At 66.7% G+C, this 22,177-nt stretch carries 18 protein-coding genes and 1 other RNA gene; 4 read left to right on the top strand and 15 right to left on the bottom strand.

All coding sequences use genetic code 11. The features are described from left to right. Positions 1–25: 25 nt before the first annotated feature. The 9 genes from murG to rsmH all read right to left on the bottom strand — a co-directional run bounded on the left by murG (position 26) and on the right by rsmH (position 11,348). On the bottom strand, positions 26–1,126 hold the full coding sequence (gene murG, locus DCG74_RS14370; protein WP_172787245.1) for an undecaprenyldiphospho-muramoylpentapeptide beta-N-acetylglucosaminyltransferase: 1,101 nt from the start codon (positions 1,124–1,126) through the stop codon (positions 26–28). A gap of 107 nt (positions 1,127–1,233) precedes the next feature. Then, positions 1,234–2,385 (bottom strand): putative lipid II flippase FtsW, encoded by a 1,152-nt coding sequence (ftsW, locus tag DCG74_RS14365; protein WP_172787244.1) that lies wholly within the window; start codon positions 2,383–2,385, stop codon positions 1,234–1,236. A 239-nt stretch (positions 2,386–2,624) separates the two neighbouring features. Then, entirely contained in the window at positions 2,625–4,022 is a 1,398-nt protein-coding gene (gene murD / locus DCG74_RS14360) for a UDP-N-acetylmuramoyl-L-alanine--D-glutamate ligase (protein WP_172787243.1), read from the bottom strand. Between the two features lie 7 nt (positions 4,023–4,029). Further along, on the bottom strand, positions 4,030–5,133 hold the full coding sequence (gene mraY / locus DCG74_RS14355) for a phospho-N-acetylmuramoyl-pentapeptide-transferase (RefSeq protein WP_172787242.1): 1,104 nt from the start codon (positions 5,131–5,133) through the stop codon (positions 4,030–4,032). Positions 5,134–5,272: 139 nt separating this feature from the next. Then, complete coding sequence (gene murF, locus DCG74_RS14350; RefSeq protein WP_172787241.1) at positions 5,273–6,655, bottom strand: UDP-N-acetylmuramoyl-tripeptide--D-alanyl-D-alanine ligase; 1,383 nt, start codon at positions 6,653–6,655, stop codon at positions 5,273–5,275. Next, complete coding sequence (locus DCG74_RS14345) at positions 6,652–8,124, bottom strand: UDP-N-acetylmuramoyl-L-alanyl-D-glutamate--2,6-diaminopimelate ligase (RefSeq protein WP_172787375.1); 1,473 nt, start codon at positions 8,122–8,124, stop codon at positions 6,652–6,654. Before DCG74_RS14345 ends, murF begins: the two co-directional genes overlap by 4 nt. Before the next feature lie 84 nt (positions 8,125–8,208). Further along, complete coding sequence (locus DCG74_RS14340) at positions 8,209–9,975, bottom strand: penicillin-binding protein 2 (protein ID WP_172787240.1); 1,767 nt, start codon at positions 9,973–9,975, stop codon at positions 8,209–8,211. Continuing rightward, positions 9,972–10,364 (bottom strand): hypothetical protein, encoded by a 393-nt coding sequence (locus DCG74_RS14335; RefSeq protein WP_172787239.1) that lies wholly within the window; start codon positions 10,362–10,364, stop codon positions 9,972–9,974. The genes DCG74_RS14340 and DCG74_RS14335 overlap by 4 nt, the downstream gene beginning before the upstream one ends. 3 nt (positions 10,365–10,367) lie before the next feature. Further along, positions 10,368–11,348, bottom strand: a complete 981-nt coding sequence (gene rsmH, locus DCG74_RS14330) for a 16S rRNA (cytosine(1402)-N(4))-methyltransferase RsmH (RefSeq protein WP_172787238.1) — start codon at positions 11,346–11,348, stop codon at positions 10,368–10,370. Between the two features lie 441 nt (positions 11,349–11,789). On the opposite strand from rsmH, the gene DCG74_RS14325 reads away from it, so the two are divergent. Continuing rightward, positions 11,790–12,653, top strand: a complete 864-nt coding sequence (locus DCG74_RS14325; RefSeq protein WP_172787237.1) for an N-acetylmuramoyl-L-alanine amidase — start codon at positions 11,790–11,792, stop codon at positions 12,651–12,653. A gap of 118 nt (positions 12,654–12,771) precedes the next feature. Here DCG74_RS14325 and DCG74_RS14320 read toward each other — a convergent pair whose 3' ends face one another. Next, the gene (locus DCG74_RS14320) at positions 12,772–14,001 is read right to left on the bottom strand and encodes an RNA polymerase sigma factor (protein WP_172787236.1); all 1,230 of its coding nucleotides are present in this window, start codon (positions 13,999–14,001) and stop codon (positions 12,772–12,774) included. 136 nt (positions 14,002–14,137) lie between these two features. Further along, positions 14,138–14,491 (bottom strand): YciI family protein, encoded by a 354-nt coding sequence (locus DCG74_RS14315; protein WP_172787235.1) that lies wholly within the window; start codon positions 14,489–14,491, stop codon positions 14,138–14,140. 149 nt (positions 14,492–14,640) lie between these two features. Here DCG74_RS14315 and rnpB point away from each other — a divergent pair. Continuing rightward, positions 14,641–15,058: RNase P RNA component class A (gene rnpB / locus DCG74_RS14310), an RNA gene on the top strand. A 225-nt stretch (positions 15,059–15,283) separates the two neighbouring features. Here the strand turns inward: rnpB and DCG74_RS14305 are convergent. Further along, entirely contained in the window at positions 15,284–15,997 is a 714-nt protein-coding gene (locus DCG74_RS14305; protein ID WP_172787234.1) for an alpha/beta fold hydrolase, read from the bottom strand. Between the two features lie 67 nt (positions 15,998–16,064). After that, positions 16,065–16,502, bottom strand: coding sequence for a DUF983 domain-containing protein (locus DCG74_RS14300; RefSeq protein WP_373569521.1), 438 nt, complete (start codon positions 16,500–16,502; stop codon positions 16,065–16,067). Between the two features lie 79 nt (positions 16,503–16,581). Between DCG74_RS14300 and DCG74_RS14295 the strand changes: the two genes are divergently transcribed. Together DCG74_RS14295 and DCG74_RS14290 are read left to right on the top strand one after the other, a co-directional pair. Next, positions 16,582–17,952, top strand: a complete 1,371-nt coding sequence (locus DCG74_RS14295) for a PLP-dependent aminotransferase family protein (RefSeq protein WP_172787232.1) — start codon at positions 16,582–16,584, stop codon at positions 17,950–17,952. A 135-nt stretch (positions 17,953–18,087) separates the two neighbouring features. Next, positions 18,088–18,831: a sulfite exporter TauE/SafE family protein gene (locus DCG74_RS14290; RefSeq protein WP_172787231.1), complete on the top strand. Its 744-nt coding sequence runs from the start codon at positions 18,088–18,090 to the stop codon at positions 18,829–18,831. Positions 18,832–18,881: 50 nt separating this feature from the next. Here DCG74_RS14290 and DCG74_RS14285 read toward each other — a convergent pair whose 3' ends face one another. Next, entirely contained in the window at positions 18,882–20,282 is a 1,401-nt protein-coding gene (locus DCG74_RS14285; RefSeq protein ID WP_172787230.1) for an MATE family efflux transporter, read from the bottom strand. A gap of 52 nt (positions 20,283–20,334) precedes the next feature. Further along, positions 20,335–22,134 (bottom strand): ABC transporter ATP-binding protein, encoded by a 1,800-nt coding sequence (locus DCG74_RS14280; RefSeq protein ID WP_172787229.1) that lies wholly within the window; start codon positions 22,132–22,134, stop codon positions 20,335–20,337. Positions 22,135–22,177: the final 43 nt, after the last annotated feature.

The raw sequence follows: 22,177 nt of genomic DNA, 5'->3' as shown, positions 1-22,177 counted from the left end.
TTGGCCATCCGGGCCGGAACAGACGTCAGATTCCCGCGACCTTGACCACGAGGTCGGCCAGCCGCTCAGCCGCGTCGAGCCGGCCAGCGCCGCGGGCGGCTTCGGCCATCGCGGCAAGGCGCACGGGCTCGGCGGCGAAGCCAGAAATTTCGGACGCCAGCCGATCGGAGGTGAACTCGGTCTGCGGGATCCGGATTGCGCCCTCGACCTTGACCAGGACGCCGGCATTGGCGAACTGGTCCTGGTCGATCGAGCCGGGCAGCGGCACCAGGATCGAGGGCCGGCCGATCGCGGCGAGCTCGGCCACGGTGCCCGCACCGGAGCGCGATACCACGAGATGATTGGAGGCGAGGCGCGCCGGCAGATCCGTGAAGAACGGCGCGAGCTCGGCCTTGATCTTGAGCTTGTCGTAGACGGCGCGCACGCGGCTCATGTCCTCTTCGCGCACCTGCTGGGTGAGAATGAGACGGCTCCACAGCGCAGGCTCGAGTCGCTCGATCGTATCAGGCACGATGTCGGCCATGATGCGCGCGCCCTGGCTGCCGCCGACGACGAGCAGACGCAGCGGCCCGTTCGGCTCGGGCGCGGCATATTTCACCGCAGCGGCCGCGAGGATCGCCGGACGCATCGGCGTGCCGACGGTCGTCGTCTTGCCTGCCAGCGCCGGATCGCGATCGAGCACGCCGGGCAAGGATGTCGCGATGGCGCGCACGCGGCTCGACAGGAACCGGTTGGCGCGGCCGAGCACGGCGTTGGCGTCGTGGATGATGCCGGGTACGCCCGCGAACTTCGCCGCGACCAGCGGCGGCAAGGTCGGATAGCCGCCGAAGCCGACGACGGCGACGGGCTTCAACCGCTTGATCAGGGCGTAGGCCGACAGCGTGCCGGCGGCGAGCGTGAGGCCGGCATAGGCGAGCTGAAGCGGATTGCGGCCGCGCGCGGTCTCGCTTCTGACGACGTCGATCATGTCCTTGCTGAACAGCCCGCTGTAGCGCAGCGCGCGCTCGTCGGTGACGAGGCGGACGCGATAACCGCGCCGGATCAATTCGACGCCGAGCGCCTCGGCCGGGAACAGATGGCCGCCGGTGCCGCCCGCGGCGAGAAGAATCAGGGGGGACGTGTCCATGGTAGGCCTTTTTACAAGGTCTGTCCCGTCATTGCGAGCGAAGCGAAGCAATCCAGAATCCCTCCGCGGGACAGTCTGGATTGCTTCGCTGCGCTCGCAATGACGACTTACGCGTAACTGCGCATCGCCTCGGCGTGGCCGCTCGCCTCGACCTCGGTGCGCGGGCGCAGCCGCGTCAGCGCCAGCATCATGCCGACGCCATAGGCGAGCGAGATGATCGAGGAGCCGCCATAGGAGATGAACGGCAGCGTCATGCCCTTGGCGGGAATGAGCTGCAGGTTCACCGACATGTTGATCGCCGCCTGCACGCCGAACAGGATCGCAAGACCCGAGGCCGCAAAGCGCGAGAACATGTCCTCATTGGCATAGGCACGCGATAGCGTGCGGATGACGACGAAGGCGAACAGCGCCAGCATCGCAAGGCACAGGATGATGCCGAACTCTTCGGCCGCGACCGCGAAGACGAAGTCGGTGTGGCTGTCCGGCAGGCTGCGTTTGGCGATGCCCTCGCCGGGTCCGAGCCCGAACCAGCCGCCGTTGTAGAAGGCCTCCATGGCGGTATCGACCTGGAAGGTGTCGCCGGAGGCCGGGTTCATGAAGCGCTTGATGCGGCCCGCGACGTGCGGAACGAAAAGATAGGCGCTGAACAGGCCGGCCGCGCCGAGACCTGCGAGCCCGAACACCCAGATCATGCGCATGCCCGCGATGAAGAACAGCGAGCCCCATACCATCAGGATCAGCATGGTCTGGCCGAAATCCGGCTCCATCACCAATAGCGCGACCAGCATCAGCAGCAGCACCAGCGCCATCGAGGTCGCCGGCATCTCCGGCCGTCTGGTCGATTCCGCGAACAGCCAGGCCGCGATCACGACGAAAGACGGTTTTGCGATCTCGGAGGCCTGGATGTTGACGCCGAGCAGCGTGATCCAGCGGCGCGAACCCTTCACCTCGGGGCCGATGGCGAGCGTGAGCACGATCAGGATGATGCTCGCCGCGAAGATGATCAGGGCCGAGCGGCGGATCGCGCGCGGCGACAGGAAGGACACCCCGAGCAGCACGATGCAGGAGGGCACGAGGAACAGCACGTGGCGGCTGAAGAAGTGGAAGGCATCGAGCCCGATGCGGGTCGCAACCGGCGGGCTCGCCGCCAGCGACAGGATCACCCCGGTCAGCATCAGCCCCAGGATGGCGCCCATCAGCGGCTTGTCGACGGTCCACCACCACTCGGAAAAGGGGGTGCGTTCTTCACGGGAGAGCATGGGCGGCCGCTTTCGGACAGAGGTCCGTCCATTGGTCGCCGAGGTTGGTTACCGGGGGGTTAAGGAAGTGCGGATGTTTGACGATGATCTCTGGCCACAAGACGCACTGTCATGCCCCGGCTTGACCGGGGCATCCAGTACGCCGCGGCTCCTCGGTTCAATCACAACCGTCTCTGGAATACTGGGTCGCCCGGTCAAGCCGGGCGACGACAGCGGAGTTGGCCGGACGAGTGCGCGTCCTACACCACCGGCTTCACACCCGGCAGCGCCTGCACCAGCTCGCGGAACTTGGTGCCGCGGATCTCGAAATTGCGGTACTGGTCGAACGAGGCGCAGGCGGGCGACAGCAGCACGACGGCATCAGTGAGGCCCGACGCTTCCGCATCCCGCGCGGCGTGCTCGACCGCGACGTCCAGGGTCTGGCTGATCTCGTGCGCGACCGAGCCGAGCGTTCCGGAAAATTCCTGCGCGGCTTCGCCGATCAGATAGGCTTTTCGAATCCGCGGGAAGAAACCGGTCAGGCTAGTAATGCCGCCCGCCTTTGGCTTGCCGCCGGCGATCCAGAAGATGTCGGCAAACGACGACAGCGCATGCGCCGTGGCATCCGCATTGGTGCCCTTGGAATCGTTGACGAACAGCACGTTGCCGCGGCGGCCGACCTGCTCCATGCGATGCGCGAGGCCCGGAAAACTGCGCAGGCCGTTCTGTAGCACGTCCTGGCTGATGCCCATGGCGAGCGCGGCGGCGGCCGCGCAGGCCGCGTTCTGCGCGTTGTGCTGGCCGCGCAGCGAGCCGATGCCGCCGAGCGCGGCGACTTCGCTGCGGGCGCCGCCCGAGGCGCGAACGATGGTGCCGTGCTCGACGTAAATGCCTGACGCGAGCGGGTTCTTGACGGAGATGCGCACCACGTTCTTGCCCGCGCGATCGAGCCGGTCGGCGATATCGCGGCAATAGCCGTCATCGACGCCGACGATCGAGGTGCCGCCGCCCTGCACGCCGGCAACGAGGCGTTCCTTCACCGCGGCGTAATGCTCGATCGTGCCGTGCCGGTCGATATGGTCCTCGCTGACATTGAGCAGGATGCCGACGGAGGGATCGAGCGAGGGCGTGAGGTCGATCTGGTAGGACGACATCTCGATGACGTGGACGCGGCCCATGCGCGGCGGCTCCAGCGACAGGATCGCGGTGCCGATATTGCCGCCCATCTGGGTGTCGTAACCGGCGACCTTGGTCAGATGCGCAATCAGCGCCGTCGTGGTCGACTTGCCGTTGGTGCCGGTGATGGCGACGAACGGCGCATCGGGTGCGTGGCGGCGCCGCTCGCGGCAGAACAGCTCGATGTCGCCGATCACCTCGACGCCGGCCTCGCGCGCCTTCAAGACGCTCCAGTGCGGCACAGGATGGGTGAGCGGCACGCCGGGCGCGAGCACGAGGCTTGCGAACTTGGCCCAGGAGACGTTGCGCAAGTCCGCGGTGATGAAGCCGGCCTGCGCGGCCTTGGCGACGTTCTCGGCGTTGTCGTCGGCGGCGACCACCTCGGCACCGCCGGCTTTCAACGCATGGCAGGAGGCGAGCCCCGAGCCGCCGAGGCCGAACACCGCGACCGTCTTGCCGGCGAAGGACGTGACGGGGATCATCGATCGGTCACCGCAGCTTCAGCGTCGAAAGGCCGGCGAGCGCCAGCATCACCGAGATGATCCAGAAGCGGATCACGATCTGCGGCTCGGTCCAGCCCTTCTGCTCGAAGTGATGGTGGATCGGCGCCATCCTGAACACGCGCTTGCCCGTGAGCTTGAAGGACACCACCTGCACGATGACCGAAACCGCCTCGAGCACGAACAATCCGCCGATCACGGCGAGCACGATCTCGTGCTTCACCGCGACCGCGATCGCGCCGAGCATGCCGCCGAGCGCAAGCGAGCCGGTGTCGCCCATGAAGATCGAGGCAGGCGGGGCGTTGAACCAGAGGAAGCCGAGACCGGCGCCGAGCAACGCGCCGCAGAGCACCGCGAGCTCGCCGGTGCCGGCGACATATTTGATCTGGAGGTAGTCGGCGAACACCAAGTTGCCGGTGAGATAGGCGATCATCGCAAAGCTCGCGGTCGCAATCATCACGGGCACGATGGCGAGGCCGTCGAGACCGTCGGTGAGGTTCACCGCATTGCCGGAGCCGACGATGACGAAGGCGCCGAAGACGACGAAGAACCAGCCGAAATGCAGCACGGTATCCTTCAGGAAGGGAATCGTCAGCGCGGTCGAGGCGGGGTCGCGGTTCAGCCGCACCAGCGCGTAGCAGGCGACCAGCGCTATGACGGCTTCGATCAAGAGGCGCAGCTTGCTGCCGAACCCCGTCGTGGTCTGCTTGGTCACCTTGAGGTAATCGTCATAGAAGCCGACGAAGCCGAAGCCGAGCGTCACCGCCAGCACGATCCAGACATAGGGGTTGAGCGGATTGGCCCACAGCACGGTGCCGACCGTGAGCCCGGACAGGATCATCAGTCCGCCCATGGTGGGCGTGCCCTTCTTGGCGAGATGCGATTGCGGACCGTCGGTGCGGATCGGCTGGCCCTTGCCCTGACGGATGCGCAAATGATCGATGATCCAGGGCCCGAACAGGAACACGAACAGCGCGCCGGTCACGATGGCGCCGCCGGTGCGGAAGGTGATGTAGCGGAAGACGTTCAGGACGGTGCGAAAGGCACCGAAGCCCGGAAATGTGTTGGAAAGCTCGATCAGCCAGTAAAACATTCAGACGGTCCTATGGCGCCTTTGCATATCCAGGTGCCTCATGCGCATTCGCTGGTCTTCGTCATGGGCCGCGCGTTTCGGGAAACGGACGGCTTCCGCCGCAAAGGGTGGGATTCGGGAACGGCGCCTTCCAAGCAGTTTACGCCTTTGCCTGCAAGGCGGCCACCAGCCCCGGCACAAACTTGTTGACCCAGAACATCTTCTTGCTGCCCTTGACAACCACGACGTCGCCTGCCTTCAGCAGCTTTGCGACCTCGGCCGGTTTCAGCGTGGCGGGATCGTCATGCCAGCCGAGGCCCTTGCCCGCTGGCAATGCGTCGAACAGGTGGCGCATCAGCGGCCCGACGCAAAAGACGCCGTCGATGCCGTCGAGATGCCTGGCGAGGCCGGTGTGATAGCTCGGTGAGTCCTCGCCGAGCTCGAGCATGTCGCCGAGAATCGCGATGCGGCGGCCACCGCTCATGTTGCGCGCCTGCAGGCTTTGCAGCGCCGCCGCCACGCTGGCCGGATTGCCGTTGAAGCTGTCGTCGATCACCGTGATATCGCCGATTGCCTGCTCGACGCCGCGGCCAGTCATGATGCCGACGCGATCGAGCTTGACCGCGAGCGTCGCGACATCGAGATGCGCGGCATGAACCGAGGCGAGCGCAGCCAGCGCATTGTGCACCCGGTGCGGCGCGCCAGGGGTGAGGCTGAAGGCGATCTCCTTCTTGCCGATCGCGGCCACGACCTGCCAGCTCTCGCCGTGCGGCGCATGCGCGACCTCGTGCACCTCGGCATGCTCGCCGCCGAAGCGCACGACCTTGCCCTTCCACTCGGAAGCCTTGAGTCCGGCGGGCAGCACCAGCACGCCGTCCTCGGGCAGGCCGAGCGCGATCGACACCTTCTCGCGCCTGATGGCCTCGAGCGAGCCGAGCTTTTCCAGATGCACCGGCTGGACGTTGACGATGAGCGCGACGGTCGGCTGCGTGAGCTCGCTGAGCCGGGCGATCTCGCCTTGCTGGTTCATGCCCATCTCGACGACCCAGAGGCTGGCGTCCCGCCTGGCATTGCACAGCGTCAGCGGCACGCCCCAGAAATTGTTGAAGCTCGACGGGCTGGCATAGGCGTTCGGATAGGCGGCGAGAAATTCCTTGGTGCTGGTCTTGCCGGCGCTGCCGGTGAGCCCGATCACCGGGCCATTGAAGCGCGCGCGTGCGGCGCGGGCGAGGCCCCAGAGGCCGTCGATCAGCGTGTCCTTGACGACGATCTGGGGAATGCGGATGCCCGCGATCTCGTGCGGCACGATCATCGCGACCGCGCCTGAAGCTTCCGCCTTGTCGGCGAATTCCCAGCCGTCGCGCGCGCTGGCGAAAGCCGAGACGAAGCCGCCGCTCGGCGTGCCGCTGAGCGCGACGAACAGGCTGCCCGGCTTCACCAGGCGGCTGTCCTGGGTGACGAAATCGATTCCCGTCTCCGGGAACGATCCGGCCACGCCAAGCGCACGCGCGACCTCGGCAACCGTCCATATTGGCCCGCTCATGCAACCCTCGACGCTAGTGCGGCGGCGACCGCCTCGTGATCACTGAAGGGCAGCGTCTGGCCGCCGACGATCTGCCCGGTCTCGTGGCCCTTGCCGGCGATGAGCAGCGCATCGCCCTCCTGCAAGTCATCGATCGCGGCGCGGATCGCCTCGGCCCGGTCGCCGATCTCGCGGGCGCCCTTCGCGGTGGCGAGGATGGCGGCGCGGATGGCTTCCGGCTTCTCGCTGCGCGGATTGTCATCGGTGACGATGACGGCATCGGCATTCTCCGCCGCGATCTCGCCCATGATCGGACGCTTGCCGGCATCGCGGTCGCCGCCGGCGCCGAACACGACGACCAGCCTGCGCTTGGCATAAGGCCGCAGCGCCTGCAGCGCCTTCGCCAGCGCGTCGGGCTTGTGCGCGTAGTCGACGAAGATCGGCGCGCCGTTGCGCGCGCCGACGCGCTCGAGCCGGCCCTTGGCGCCTTCGAGATGTTCGAGGCTCGCAAACACGTTTTCAGCATCGCTGCCGGTGCCGATGGCAAGCCCGGCCGACACCAGCGCATTCTCGATCTGGAATTCGCCGACCAGCGGCAGCCGGATCGCGTAAGCCCTGCCGCGATGCTCGACCGTGAGCTTTTGCGAGAAACCGTCGACCACGGCCTCCGTGAGGCGGATGCCTTCGCCTGCGCCATCGCCGTTGCGGCCGACCGCCATGACGCGCAGGCCGCGCGATGTCGCCGCCTCGATCGCTTCCGCCGAGCAATCATGATCGGCCGAGATCACCGCGGCGCCATCGGGCGGCACCAGCTCGCGGAACAAGCGGAGCTTGGCCGCGAGGTAATGCGCAACGGTCGGATGGTAATCCATGTGGTCGCGCGAGAGATTGGTGAAGCCGCCGGCCGAGATGCGCACGCCATCGAGTCGATATTGATCGAGCCCGTGCGAGGACGCCTCGAACGCGAGATGCGTGACGCCCTCGCGCGCGATCTCGTCCAGCTGCCGGTGCAGCGCGATCGGATCCGGCGTGGTCAGCGAGCCATAGACGGTGCGCTTTTGCGACACGAGACCGATGGTGCCGATACTGGCGGAGGCATGCCCGAGCCGCTCCCAGATCTGGCGCGTGAACGCGGCGACCGAGGTCTTGCCGCTGGTTCCGGTCACCGCGGCGATCGTCGCAGGCTGCGCCGGGAAAAATCTTGCCGCGGCCAGTGCCAGCGCGCGGCGCGGATTGGCGACCACGATGAACGGCACCTTGCAAGCGGCCGGTGCGTGGTCACCGACGACGGCCACCGCGCCGGCGGCGACCGCAGCATCGACGAAGCGGGCGCCGTCGGTCTTGCTGCCTGCCAGCGCGAAGAAGAGATCGCCCGGCTTCACCGCGCGGCTGTCGAGCGCAACGCCGCTCACCTCGAGCGCCGCGGCAGCGGGCTCGATCGCGGCATCATTGCCCGGAACATCCTGACCCAAGAGGTCGCGCAGCTTCATGGTCTTCCAGTCGATATGCCCAGCCGGAAAGCCGATTCCAAAGGACAATCCCGACTCAGCACCGGCGATGGCCCACCCGGTTGATTACTGGGTTGTCCTGGATGCTGCAAGAATAAGGCGCTCGGACGGCGGCAGGTCGAACCGCGGTTCGACGCCGAGAAGCGGCGCGATCCGCTCGATCACCTTGCCGCCGGTCGGCACCGCGTTCCAGCCTGAGGTGATGAAGCCCTTCGTTTCAGGTATCGCCTGAGGCTCGTCCAGCATGATCAGGACGTGATATTTGGGATCGTCGCAGGGCAGGATGGCCGTGAAGGAGTTGAGGACGCGCTTCTTGGCGTAGCGGCCATTGATGACCTTCTCGGACGTGCCGGTCTTGCCGCCGACGTAATAGCCTTTGACGTCGGCGGTCTTGGCGGTGCCGATCTCAGCATTGAGCCGCATCAGGAACCGCATCTTGTCGCTGGTCTCCGGCTTGATGACGCGCTTGGCCATCGCCATCGCTTCGGATTCGCTGCGCTTCATGAATGTCGGCGGAATCAGATAGCCGCCGTTCACGAGCGCGTTGATGCCCATCACCGCCTGCAGCGGCGCCACCGACAGGCCCTGGCCGAACGCAGCGGTGACCGTGTTCAGCTCGCTCCAGCGCCGCGGCAGGAGCGGCGCCGCGCTCTCCGGCAATTCGGTGCGCAGCCGCGTCATCTGGCCCATCTTGGCGAGGAAGGCCTTGTGCGCCTCCACGCCCTGGCCGAGCGCGATCCGCGCCGCGCCGATGTTGGAGGAGTAGGTGAACACTTCCTTGGTGTTGATGAAACGCCCGAGCGGATGACTGTCGTGGATCGTGAACTTGCCGTAGTGCAGGTTTCCGCGCGCGTCCCACATCGAGTTCAGATTGATCTTGCCGGAATCGAGCGCCATCGCCAGCGTGAACGCCTTGAAGGTCGAGCCCATCTCGTAGACGCCGGTGGTCAGGCGGTTGATCCGATCGGGGTCGTGCGCTTCCTTCGGATTGTTGGGGTCGAAGTCCGGCAGCGAGACCATCGCCACGATCTCGCCGGTCTTGACGTTGGAGACGATGCCGGAGGCGGCCTTGGCGTGGAACTTGTCCTTGGCTTTCACGAGCTCGTCGCGCAGCGCATGCTCGACGCGCAGATCGACCGCGAGCTCGATCGGCTTCTGCAACCGGTCGGTGGCGAAGCCGGCGCGGTGGAGATCGGCGAGGCCCTGATTGTCGAGCCACTTCTCGAGGCCGGCGATACCCTGGTTGTCGATGTTGACGAGACCGATGAGGTGGGCGACCTCGTTGCCGGTCGGATAGACCCGCTTGTTCTCGCGCAGGAAGCCGATGCCGGGAATGCCGAGCTTGTGGACGGCCTGCTGCTGCGCCGCCGTGACCTCGCGCTTGAGCCAGACGAAGCCCTTGCGCGTCTTCAGGCGCTCGCGCACCTCGGCCTCGTCGAGGTCGGGAATGGTCGCGGTCAAGAGCTCGATCGCCTCGTCCTTGTCGATGATGCGGCGCGGCTCGCCGAACAGGCTCGCCGCCTTGACGTCGGTCGCAAGGATGGCGCCGTTGCGATCGACGATGTCGGGCCGCGCGGTCGCAACCACCTCCTGCGCCGCGGCGCGGCGCGCGCTGTGGGCGTCGGCGCCGATCGCGAACATCACGAGCCGCCCGCCGATCAGAGCATAGACCGAAGCGAAGGCGAGCATCGCAAGCCCCACGCGCGCGCGCGCCTTCTCGGCCCGATCGACGTTGCGCCCGTAGAGCAGGCTTCGGATCAGCCGCCGCCGCCAAGGTTCAACTGACCGCTCGGCCGTTTTTTCGGTTGGTCTTGCAGGCGTTGCCGGGCTCATTGCTTGTCCTCGCGCTGAGGCACGGAGCCCGTCACCGTGTCGGGATCGCTCGCGGCTTCGATGGTCTTGAGCATGGCCCCGATCGGATCGGGCTCGCCCGGCCTGAACATCCGCGGCGGACGTTCCGGCAGGTTCTTCAGCGAATCATATTGGGTGCCGTTGACCGGCTTGAGGTGCAGATGGCGGTCGGACAGCCCTTGCAGGCGGTGAGGCGCATCGAGCTTGGCCCACTCGGCCCGCAGCCCTGCGATCGCATCGCGCTGCTCGTGGATCTCCGCACGTAGCCGCAGCACCTTCTCGGTGCGTGCCGTGGAGTCCATCTTGATGCGGTAGACATGGGCGGCTGCGAAGATCAGCGCACCGATGACAAGGAGGTGGATGATGCGCATGCGCTAGCCGCCCCTCATCACGTCGGCGAGCTTCGGCCAGGACGATGCCTCATCGGTCTCATGCGCCGACGCCGCGGTGCGCTCGGCGGCGCGCAGCTTTGCCGAGCGCGCGCGCGGATTGTGCGCAACTTCGTCCTCGCCGGCGACGACCGGCCGCCGCGTGAGCAGCTGGAAGCTCGGCGCGACTTGCGCGACTTCCGGCAGATGCCGCGAGCCGCCGCCGGTCTTGGAACGCTCGGAGAGGAAATTCTTGACGATGCGGTCTTCCAGCGAATGGAACGAGACGACGACGAGGCGGCCGCCGGGCCTCAGCACGCGCTCGGCGGCAGCGAGCGCCGTCTGGAGTTCCTCGAGCTCTTCGTTGACGAAGATGCGCAGCGCCTGGAACGTCCGCGTCGCCGGGTGAATGTCGCCGGGCTTCGATCGCACCACCCTGCCGACGAGATCGGCGAGCGCGCGCGTGGTCGTGAACGGAGTTTCCTGCCGGTCGGCGACGATGGCGCGGGCGATGCGGCGCGAATGCCGCTCCTCGCCGAAGAGATAGATGATGTCGGCGAGATCGCCTTCGGAGGCGCGGGCGACGACGTCGGCCGCGGTCGGGCCTGCCTGCCCCATCCGCATGTCGAGCGGACCGTCGAGGCGGAAGGAGAAGCCGCGGCCGGCCTGGTCGAGCTGCATCGAGGACACGCCGACATCCATCACCACGCCGTCGACGCCTTGCGCGGCGCAGACCTCGGCGAGGTTGGAGAAGCGGTCCTCGACCAGCGTCAGCCGGCCCGCGGAGCGTTCGACCAGTTCGGCACCCCCGGCAATCGCGGTGCGGTCGCGATCGATGGCAATGAGTCGGGTTCCCGGCACTTCCAGGATCGCGCGGCTATAGCCGCCGGCACCAAAAGTGGCGTCGACATAGACGCCGCCCTCGCGCGGGGCGAGATGGGCGATGGCCTCACGGCCAAGAACGGGAATGTGCGGAGCCGTGCTCATGCGCAACGCCTGCCGACCGCCCGGCCCGATACCCAAGCGAGATCGGGGCCGAACAAGCCCATAACGCCTCGAATCATTACGCGTCGCGGCGGTTCCACGACAAAGCCCCTGTCCAGCATGGTTACCGAGCCCGGCCGTCCCGGGCCACAAACCCGGTGTTCCCAGTGGAATTTGTCGGGCAGCCATGGGATTTCGAGCCAAAATACGCTTTGGCCGCCTCCGGACGCGGGTCGGCTCTTCATCCCTCAGTAACGGCCCTTAGCGTTAAGAAAGCGTTGCTCGGTTCGTGACAAGTGGAAAAGGTAACGAGGGCAGTGATGCTTCATCCACACACATCGCCAAAATGAATCCGTTAACCGCGCCGCGCGATTGCGCGCGATGGGCGGTAAAGGAATAGTAAAGAGAAGGGCTTGCCCCACTCTCCGTCCGTCCGAGCTGCTCATGCCCTCCGGTTCGTCCACGCCGTCTGGATCTGATTCGAAGCGTCACCGCGTTCTCCCGGTTCCCAAGACCGTGGCGGGCCTGCGGACGTTCGAGCCCGATTCCTCGATCGTCTCGGACATCATCCCCTCGCCGAACCATGGCGAGCGCAACAAGGGACGGCAGCCGGACATGATCCTGCTGCACTACACCGGCATGCCCGATGTCGAGGGCGCGCTGGCGCGCCTCTGCACCGCCGGCACCGAAGTGTCGGCGCATTATGTCGTGCTGGAGGACGGCCGCATCGTGCAATGCGTGCCCGAGGCCAAGCGGGCCTGGCACGCCGGCGTCTCCTCCTGGGCCGGCGAGGACGACATCAACTCCTGCTCGATCGGCATCGAGATCATCAATCGCGGCCATGACTGGGGCTATCCGGAGTTTCCGCTGCGCCAGATCGCCGCCGTGATCGCGCTGTGCCGCGGCATCATGCTCCGCCGCAAGGTGCCGGCGCACCGGGTGCTCGGCCATTCCGACGTCGCGCCCGCCCGCAAGAAGGATCCCGGCGAGAAATTTCCGTGGCACTCGCTGGCCAATTCCGGCGTCGGCCATTGGGTGACGCCCGCACCGATCGTCCGCGGCGACAGCCTGATGCTCGGCACCATCAGCGATGCGGTGCTGAGCATGCAGCAGGCGCTCGCAAGGTACGGCTATGGCGTGCCCCTGAACGGCAAGTACGACGCTGCCACGATGGAAGTCGTCACCGCCTTCCAACGCCATTTCCGCCCGGCGCGGCTGGACGGCGTCGCCGATCACTCGACGCTGTCGACCTTGCAGGCGCTGCTGGCGAGCCTGCCGGCGGAAGCAACGCCGGTCGCATCGAAGTGACGGCGTAGCCGCACACGCCGTCATTGCGAGGAGCTCTTGCGACGAAGCAATCCAGACTGTCTCCGCGGTGATAGCCTGGATTGCTTCGCTGCGCTCGCAATGACGGCATGTGAGGCCCCTATTCCATCTCCCTCATCCGTCGCGCATAGAGCCTCCGCAACGGCTCGAGCTGCGTCGCTTCCGTCGCCGCACGATAGGCCTCGCGTGCCTCCTTCGTCCTGCCGAGCCGCCGCAACAAATCCGCGCGCACGGCGGGCAGCAGCTCATAGCCGCGAAGCCCGCCGCGCGCGGCGATCGCATCGACGAGATCGAGCGCACGCGCCGGCCCATCGACCATCGACACCGCCGCGGCGTGGTTGAGCTCGATCACGGGCGACGGATTGATGCGCAGCAGCACCTCGTATAGCCCCGCAATCTGCGGCCAGTCGGTCGCTTCGAAGCTCGGCGCACGCGCATGCAGCGCTGCGATCGCCGCTTGCACCGCATAGGGCTGCGGGCGGCCCGGCACGCGCAACGCATCCTCCACCAGACGAAGGCCTTGCTCGATCTGCGCGCGGTCCCACAGCGCGCGGTCCTGCTCTTCGAGCAGGACGATGTCGCCGGCCGGCGTCTGTCGCCCGGCGCGGCGCGCGTCGTGCAGCAGCATCAGGGCCAGCAGGCCCCTGATGCCGGCGCGATCGGGCATCAGCCGATTCAGCAGCCGGCCAAGCCGGATGGCCTCGGTCGCCAGGTCAGGCCGCATCAGGTCCGCGCCCTCGGTCGCGACATAGCCTTCGGTGAAGACGAGATAGATCACGGCGAGCACGCCATCGAGCCGCGACGCCAGCGCCTCGCGCTCCGGCACCTCATAGGGGATGCCGGCAAGCCTGATCTTCTGCTTGGCGCGGACGAGCCGCTGCGCCATCGCCTCCTCGCCGACGAGGAAGGCGCGTGCCACCTGCGCCGTCGACAGCCCGCAGACGGTGCGCAGCGTCAGCGCGACCTGCACCTCGGGCGCGAAGGCGGGATGGCAGCAGGTGAAGATCAGCCGCAGCATGTCGTCGTCGAGCATCGCCGGCGGCTCGTCGGGGCCCAGCGCATTCAGCTCGAGCTCGTGCACCAGCGCCTGCTGCTTGCCGCGGAACACGGCCTGGCGGCGGATGCGGTCGATCACCTTGTGCTTGGCGACATTGACGAGCCAGGCGCGCGGATTGTCGGGGACCTCACACGCCCAGCGTTCCAGCGCGACCGCAAACGCATCCTGGAGCGCGTCCTCGGCGAGATCGAAATCGCCGACGAGACGGATCAGCGTGGCCAGCGTCCGCCCCGCCTCGTCGCGGAAGATTTTGTCGATCTCGCCAGGGGTCATGTCACGCGATCACTCCCCTCTCGTCATTCCGGGGCGCGGCAAAGCCGCGAGCCCGGAATCCATGACCACGATTCGGGGATATGGATTCCGGGCCTGCGCCTTGCGGCGCATCCCGGAATGACGAAGGTGAGAGCCGTCACTTCTCGTACACCCAGATCGGCCGCACCTCGATCGAGCCGATGCGTGCGCTGGGAATCCGCGCCGCGATCTCGATGGCGGCGTTGAGATCCTTGGCTTCGATCAGGTAATAGCCGCCGAGCTGCTCGCGCGTTTCCGCGAACGGACCATCGGTCGTCAGCGTCTTGCCCTCGCGCACACGCACGGTCGTTGCGGTCGTGGTCGGCTGCAGGCGGTCGCCGGCCTTGAAATTGCCGCTCTGGATGATGGCTTGCGTGAAGGTCTGGTATTCGGCCAGCATCTTCTGGCTGGTCGCCGCGTCGTTCTTCGCGTACTCGACCTCGTTCTGGTAGATCATCAGCAGGTATTGCATCGCTTCACTCCTGTTGTTCGGCTGTGTTGCCGGCATCCAGTCGAACGGGTTGCGCGCCAAACGACATCTTCACGATAAATTATTTCTGACCGAGCGTGCCTCGCGATATCGGCTTGACGAAACCGTCACAAATGCCCATGCCTAAGCCGTCAGTCGGCCGGACGGCCGCTCCGGCAGGTGCCGAAAGGCCGCCGGGGAGGAAAGTCCGGGCTCCCTTGACATGCGGTGCCGGATAACGTCCGGCGGGGGTGACCCCAGGGAAAGTGCCACAGAGAACGAACCGCTCCCTCCTCGGAGGAAGTAAGGGTGAAAAGGTGCGGTAAGAGCGCACCGCGGTTCCGGCAACGGAGCCGGCAGGGCAAACCCCACCGGGAGCAAAACCGAATAGGGACGGCTTAAGCGGGCTGTTCGCGAAAGCGATAACACCGCGGGGCGATGTCAGGCCCGCCGTCCGGGTAGGTTGCTCGAGGCCGTGTGCAAACATGGTCCCAGAGGAATGGCCGTCACGTATCGTTCGCGCAAGTGGACGGTGCCCTACAGAACCCGGCTTACAGGCCGGCTGATGCTCTAAAGCGTTTTCGAGCGAAGTAGGTTTCCGGTTCGCGTGAAGAAAACGCGTCTTGCTAAGGAAGCAACGAGGGGTTCGATGCTAACGCATCGGACCCCTCACCAATTTGGGCTGCTGTCATTCCGGGGCGTGCGCAGCACGAACCCGGAATCCATTCATCCACCGACTCCGCTGCCTGATGGATTCCGGGCTCTCGCTTCGCGAGCCGGAATGACGGCTGTGAGCTACGCGACGATCTCGTTCAACACCTTCATCAACGCCTCCGGCGCCGTCACATTCGGCGCGTGACTGGCGTCGAGCTCGACATAGCGCCAGCCCTCCTCGCTCTTCGTGCGCTGGGCGAACCGCCCGAACACATCGCCGGGCGGAAGGCGCGTGCAATAGATGTAGCTGCGCGGCATCGCCGGCTCGCCGTGCTCGAGCCTCAAGCGCGTCTCGAAGCACTTGATCGGCATCGGGACGCGCCGCGCATTGAGCCAGTCGAGATCGGCCTGCGCGGTATCCGGCGGCGGCGGGTTCGGCGGGATGCGATAGCCGTCGCCCGAGCTGACTGCCTTGCGCATCGGCTCGCGTCCGCCCTCGTTGAGGTCGAACAGCGACTGGCCGTCACGCGGCACGAAGGCATCGAGATAGATCAGCTGCGTCACGCGCTCGCGCGCGCGGTCGGCGACGCCGGTCGCGACCATGCCGCCGTAGCTGTGGCCGAGCAGCACGATGTCGTTGAGATCCTCGAAAGCGATGACGTTGAGGATATCCTGGATATGCGTGTCGAGATCGACCGAAGGATTCGCCAGATGCGCGCGCTCGCCGAGCCCGGTGTAGGTCGGCGCCACCAGGCGGTGGCCGGCCTGCGCCATCAGCGGGTGCATCTTCTTCCAGGCCCATCCGCCGGACCATGCGCCATGACAGAGCAGGAAGGTCTTCGCGCGTGCGGCCATCGGCGTTTCCATCGTTCTTGTTTGATACGACGGAGTGTAGCGGCCGGCCGCGCGATGTAAACGCTGCTTACGCGGCGCGCGTGTCCTTCACCAGCACCGGCGCAAGCTCGCCGGCTTCGCGCCGCAGCTTGCCCGCCTCGAAACCGTGCATGCCGAGCTGCCATTGCAGGCCGACGATGGCACCCTTGGTGGGTTGCAGCAGCGCGAGCGAGGCGAACAGCGTCACCGGCAGCCATACCGCGAGCTGCAGCCATTCCGGCGGCGCGTAGGCGGTCTCGACCGCGAGGATCGCCGGCACCACGAGATGACCGACCACGACCATCACGAGATAGGCGGGAAAGTCGTCGGCGCGCTGGTGGAACAGCTCCTCGCCGCAATGGTCGCAAGCCTCCGCCACCTTCAGGAAGCGGCCGAACATGTGCCCTTCCCCGCAATGCGGACATTTGCCGCTGAAACCGCGCCACATCGCCTTGGCCAGAGAGACCGTTGCCAGAGAGACAGACATGCCCACACCTCTTCCTTTTCGACGATCCATACAATAATATCTTGCATGCCTACATTCAAAGGTTATGGGCCCAAATTGCATGGAATGGATCCCTACAATCTCGGAGCTTTCGGGCCCGCGCTATCAGCGGATCGTCGAGGCCATGGAGGCCGATATTGCCGCCGGCAGGCTGGTGCGCGGTCAACAGCTGCCGACGCAGCGTGCGCTGGCAAAAGCACTCGGCATCGACCTCACCACGGTGACGCGCGCCTACACCGAGGCGCGGCGCCGCGGCATCATGGAAGCTCGCGTCGGACAGGGCTCGTTCGTGTCGGAGACCAGCGCGCGGCGCGCGGTCGACCTGCCGCACCCGGTCGCGATCGACCTGTCGATGAATGTGCCGCCGCACCCGCTGGAGGCGCAGCTCGACGAGCGCATCATCGCCGGGCTGGAAGCCCTCCGCGCGCAATCGGGCCTGACGGCGTATCTCAACTACCAGCCGCCCGGCGGCAGCGCGCATGAGCGCGAGGTCGCGGCGCGCTGGATGCGCGCCCGCGTCGCGCATGCGCAGGCCGATAGGCTGGTGATCTTTCCCGGCGCACAGACGATCCTCTTCAACCTGCTCGCCCATGTTGCGCGGCCCGGCGACACCGTGCTGACCGAAGCCCTCACCTTCCCCGGCATCAAGGCCGCCGCGGCCCGGCTCGGCGTCAAGCTCGTCGGTGTCCCCATGGATGAGGACGGCATCCTGCCGGATGCGCTGGCAAAGGCGTGCCGCGTGCACAAGCCGAAAGCCGTCTATCTCATTCCGACGCTGCACAATCCGACCACGGCGACGCTTTCCGCCGAGCGGCGCGGCGCGATCGCGAAGATCATCCGCGATGCCGGCACCATCCTGATCGAGGATGACGCCTACGGGCTGCTCGACCGCGCGGCCTCGCCGATCGCGAACCTCATTCCGGAGCGAACATATCTTGCGACCACGCTGTCAAAATGCATCGCGCCGGCGCTGCGCGTTGCCTATCTGGTGACCCCCGACAGTGGCGCGCAGCGGGACATGCGCACCTCCCTGCAGGCGACCGTGCAGATGCCGGCGCCCCTGATGGTCGCGCTGGTGACGCATTGGATCGAAGGCGGCATTGCCGATCGCATCATCAGCGCTATCCGCAACGAAGCCGTCGGCCGCCAGCAGCTCGCGCAACGCGCGCTGAAAGGTTTTCAGTTCCTGGCCAGGCCCGCGGCGCATCATCTCTGGCTGCGACTGCCGGAAGAGCGACCCGATCTCGCCGCACATCTTCTGCGGAACGGGCTTGCGGTCGTCGCCGGCGATGCCTTCACCGTCGACGGGGCACCGCCGCAGGCGGCACGCGTCTCGCTGGGCGCGGCCCGAAACAGATCGGAATTGACGGAGGCGCTGCGCATCCTGGTCGGCGCGCTGCAGAAGCCTGCCGACACCAGGCAGATCGTCTAGATCATCGACGATGACGGCGATGGAGCGCCGCAGATCACGCTTGCATGCGGCACGGATTGACCTGCATGCCGGCAGGCATGTTATGCGAGCCGTGGCGATCAGCTCGGGATCGCCCCTGGCGACAAGGACAGTCTGTTGGAAACGCTCACCTACGTCCTGCTGCTGCTCGGCGCGCTCGCCGGCGGCTTCGTCTCGGGACTGGCCGGTTTCGGCACGGCGCTGATGGCGCTCGGCATCTGGCTCTATGTGCTGCCGCCCTCGCTCGCGGTCCCCTTGGTGCTGATCTGCTCGGTGATCGCGCAGACCTCGACGCTGCCCTCGATGTGGAAGAGCTTCAACCTCTCGCTGGTCTGGCCGTTCCTGATCGGCGGCCTGCTCGGCGTCCCGCTCGGCACCATGATGGTGGCCTCGGCCGATCCAAAAGTGTTCAAGCTGAGCGTCGGTGTGCTGATCCTGATTTTCTCTACGGCGCTCTATCTGAACAAGAGGTCGCTCGCGATCAAATCCGGCGGCCGGATTGCCGACGGCGCGGTCGGCTTTGCCGGCGGCATTCTTGGTGGCCTCGCTGGGCTCTCGGGACCGCTGCCGATCCTGTGGGCCAATATCCGCGGCTGGAACAAGCACGAGCGGCGCGGCATCTTCCAGCTCTTTAACTTCACGGTGCTCGCCACCGCACTGCTGCTGCAGACCGCATCGGGTCTCGTCGAGCTCAAAGTGGTCTGGCTCGCGGCCGTCGCCTTTCCGGGCACCTTGATCGGCGCATGGGCGGGCGCGCGCGTCTATCACGCGCTGAACGACAAGCATTTCGGCGATGTCGTGCTCGGCCTCTTGTTTCTGTCGGGCCTCACTCTCGTCTGGAACAGCCTTGGCGCGCATTAGCCCCACGGCGCCGCAAGCTGGCGGGAGGCGTGGGAGGGATGTCACTTTCGCTACGCGGGAGCACGGGCCGGAGGCGCGACCGGCTCGGCTTCCACTGCCTTCGCGGCCTCGTCCTGCGACGCGAAGCGCTTGCCGAACTCGCGGCGCATGAGCCACAGGCTCATTGCGGCCTGCAGCGTCGTCGCCGCGATCGAGAGATACCAGACATGCTCGATGCGGAAACCCGGCCGCGTCGACAGCCAGAGCACCGGCAGCGAATAGGTGAACACGCGCGTCACCGAGCTCACCAGCACAGGCCTGGTGTTGCCGAGGCCCTGGAACATGCTGGAGCAGGTGAAGATGAGGCCCTGCGCCACCATGTTGAGCGAGATGATCCGCAGGAACAGGAAGGCGATCGCCATCGTCTCCCGGTCGTTGGAAAACCCGGCCAGCAGCAGCTCCGGCTTCAGCTGCGCGAGGATCATGAAGCCGACCGCCACGACGGTGGTGATCAGCGCCGTCTTGACAAAGGTTTCCCGCACCCGCGCGCCGTTGCCGGCACCGACGTTCTGGCCGGCGATGGGCGCGGCCGCCAGCGCAATCGCGAGCGCCGGCATCTGAATCAGGCCGAGCACGCGCTGCCCGATGCCGAAGCCCGCCTGCGCCGCCGCGCCGAAGTCGCGCAGCACGTAATAGACCACCGCCATGAAGATGAACATCATCGCGAACTCGCCGCCGGCCGGCAGGCCGACATTCAGGATGCGCATCAGGTGCCGCGGCTGCGGACGCCACTGCGCCGCGTTGAAGGCGACGTAGCGCTCGACCTTGCGGAAATAGGCCAGCAGCATCAGCACGCCGACGGCGACTGCGATCGAGCTCGCCAGCCCCGCGCCGGCGACACCGAGCGCGCAGCCCGTGCCCCAGCCCGAGATCAGCACCGGCGCCAATGCGATATTGATCGCGACCGCGAGCGCGCGCACGACCATCGCGGGACGCACGATTCCGGTCGCACGCAGCGCCGAAGCCAGCACCTGCATGGCGAATTCCAGCGCGAGCGCCGGCATGAACCACAACAGGTAGGTGGTCCCCGCCTCGACCGTGGCCTGGTCGGCCGCGACCGAACGCATGTAAGGGCGCGACAGCGCTGCGCCGATCACGAGGGTCAAGAGGCCGGCCAGCACCGACAGCACGACCGCCTGGTTCAAGATCAGGTTCGCATCCGCCCGGTCCTTGCGTCCCACGGCATGCGCGATCAGCGCCACCGTGCCGACGCCGAGCACCTGCATCAAGGCATTGACGAGAAAGCCGGCATTGCCGGCCGCGGCGACGCCGGCAACCGCCGCATCGCCGAGGCTAGATACGAAATACAGATCGACCAGCTGGCAGATCATGATCGAGATCATGCCGACCATGATCGGCGGCGCCATGGCCAGGATGTGTCTCACGATAGAGCCGTGTGTCAGGTCTTTCATGTCGTTCCATCCCCACGCGACGTGGCCGGCATTCGTCCACCGGCCACGCGCGTCATTCCGCTGCTGCGATCTCTCCGAGCTCCACCACCTGGCGCTCGAACAGGCTGCGATAGATGCCGCCGGGCTTGGCCGCGAGCAGACCGTGCGTGCCCTGCTCGACGATCTCGCCGCGGTCGAACACCAGGATGCGATCGAGGCTCTTCACCGTCGACAGCCGGTGCGCGATCACGATGGAGGTGCGTCCCTTCATCAGCCGCTCCATCGCCTCCTGGATCAGCGCCTCCGATTCCGAATCGAGACTCGAGGTCGCCTCGTCCAGGATCAGCACCGGAGCATCCGCCAGGAAGGCGCGCGCCAGCGCCACGCGCTGCCGCTCGCCGCCCGACAATTTCACGCCCCGCTCACCGACCAGGGTGCCGTAACCCTTCGGCAGGCGCAGGATGAAGTCGTGCGCATTGGCAAGCCGCGCCGCCTGCTCGATCGCCTCCAAGCTGGCGCCGGGCCGGCCATAGGCGATGTTCTCGGCGAGCGTACGGTGAAACAGGATCGGCTCCTGCTGCACGATCGCGATCTGGCTGCGCAGCGATTGCTGCGTGGCCAGCGCGATGTCCTGCCCGTCGATCAGCACGCGGCCGCCGGTGACGTCATAGAGCCGCTGCACCAGCTTGACGAAGGTGGTCTTGCCGGAGCCGGAGCGGCCGACGAGGCCGACCCGCTCGCCGGCGCGGATCGTCAGCGACAGCCCGTCATAGAGCGGCGCACGATGGCCGCCATAGTGGAACGTGACGTCGTCGAACACGATCTCGCCGCCTTCGATCGCGATCGGCTGCGCATTGGCCGCATCGGCGATGCCGATCGGCTCGTCGTGGATCGCCACCAGCTCCTCCATGTCGTTGACCGAGCGCTGGAGGTTGTTGATGTGCATGCCGACGTCGCGCAAATAGGCGTGGATCACATAGTAGCTCGTCAGCACGTAGGTGACGTCGCCGGGCGAGGCGTAGCCGGAGACCCACAGCAAAACGGAGCCGCCGATCACCGAGGCGCGCAAGCCCAGCAGCAGCGTCAGCTGCGCCATGGCGGTGTAGTTGTAGCGAAACCAGGTCCGCCGCACGCGCACGCCCCAGCGGTTGATGACGCGGGCGAGCCGCGCGTCCTCGCGCAGTTCCGCGCCGAAGGATTTCACCACGGCGTTGCAGGTCAGCGCATCCGCCAGCGTGCCGCCCACCTTGGTGTCCCAGGCATTGGAGACGCGCGCGGCCGGCGCGACGTAGCGGGTCGAGAACAGCACCGTCATGGTGACATAGACCAGCGCGCCGAGCGCGATCACCGCGCCGAGCGAGACCCAGTGCAGGCCGAGCAGGATCATCGAGCCGATCAGAACGACGAACGAGGGCAATAGCGCGAGCAGCAGCGTGTCGTTGAGCAGGTCGAGCGCCCACATGCCGCGGGTGATCTTCCGAACCGTGGAGCCGGCGAAGGAGTTCGCGTGCCAGTCGGTCGAGAAGCGCTGCACGCGCGTGAACGCCTCCTGCGCGACCTCGGACATGATCTGCAGCGTGAACGGCACGATCGCCTGCAATCCCGCGAGCCGCAGCACCATCGAGGCCGCGCCCAGCGCCACGATGGCGCCGAACGCGACCAGCGCCGCGTGCCGCGCATCGGGGTCGGACGGACCGCGGGTCAGCGCATCGATCAGGTGTCCGGAGAAGACCGGCATGAACAAATCGGCGGCGGTTGCGCCGAGCAGGCCGCCGGCCACGACGAGGCCGCGCCCCGGCTGCTTCAGCCAATGTTTGAACACGAAGGGAAGCACGACGCGAATCGCCGCAGGCTTCTTGGACAGAGCGGTCATGGCATCATCCGGCCGCTTCGCGCGGGCCGGCTCCATCGATGGA

It is taken from the genome of Bradyrhizobium sp. WBAH42, assembly GCF_024585265.1.
In the GTDB taxonomy this organism is placed as follows: domain Bacteria; phylum Pseudomonadota; class Alphaproteobacteria; order Rhizobiales; family Xanthobacteraceae; genus Bradyrhizobium.
Note: the sequence above shows the minus strand (reverse complement) of the source record. Positions and strands in the feature narration are given on the sequence as shown.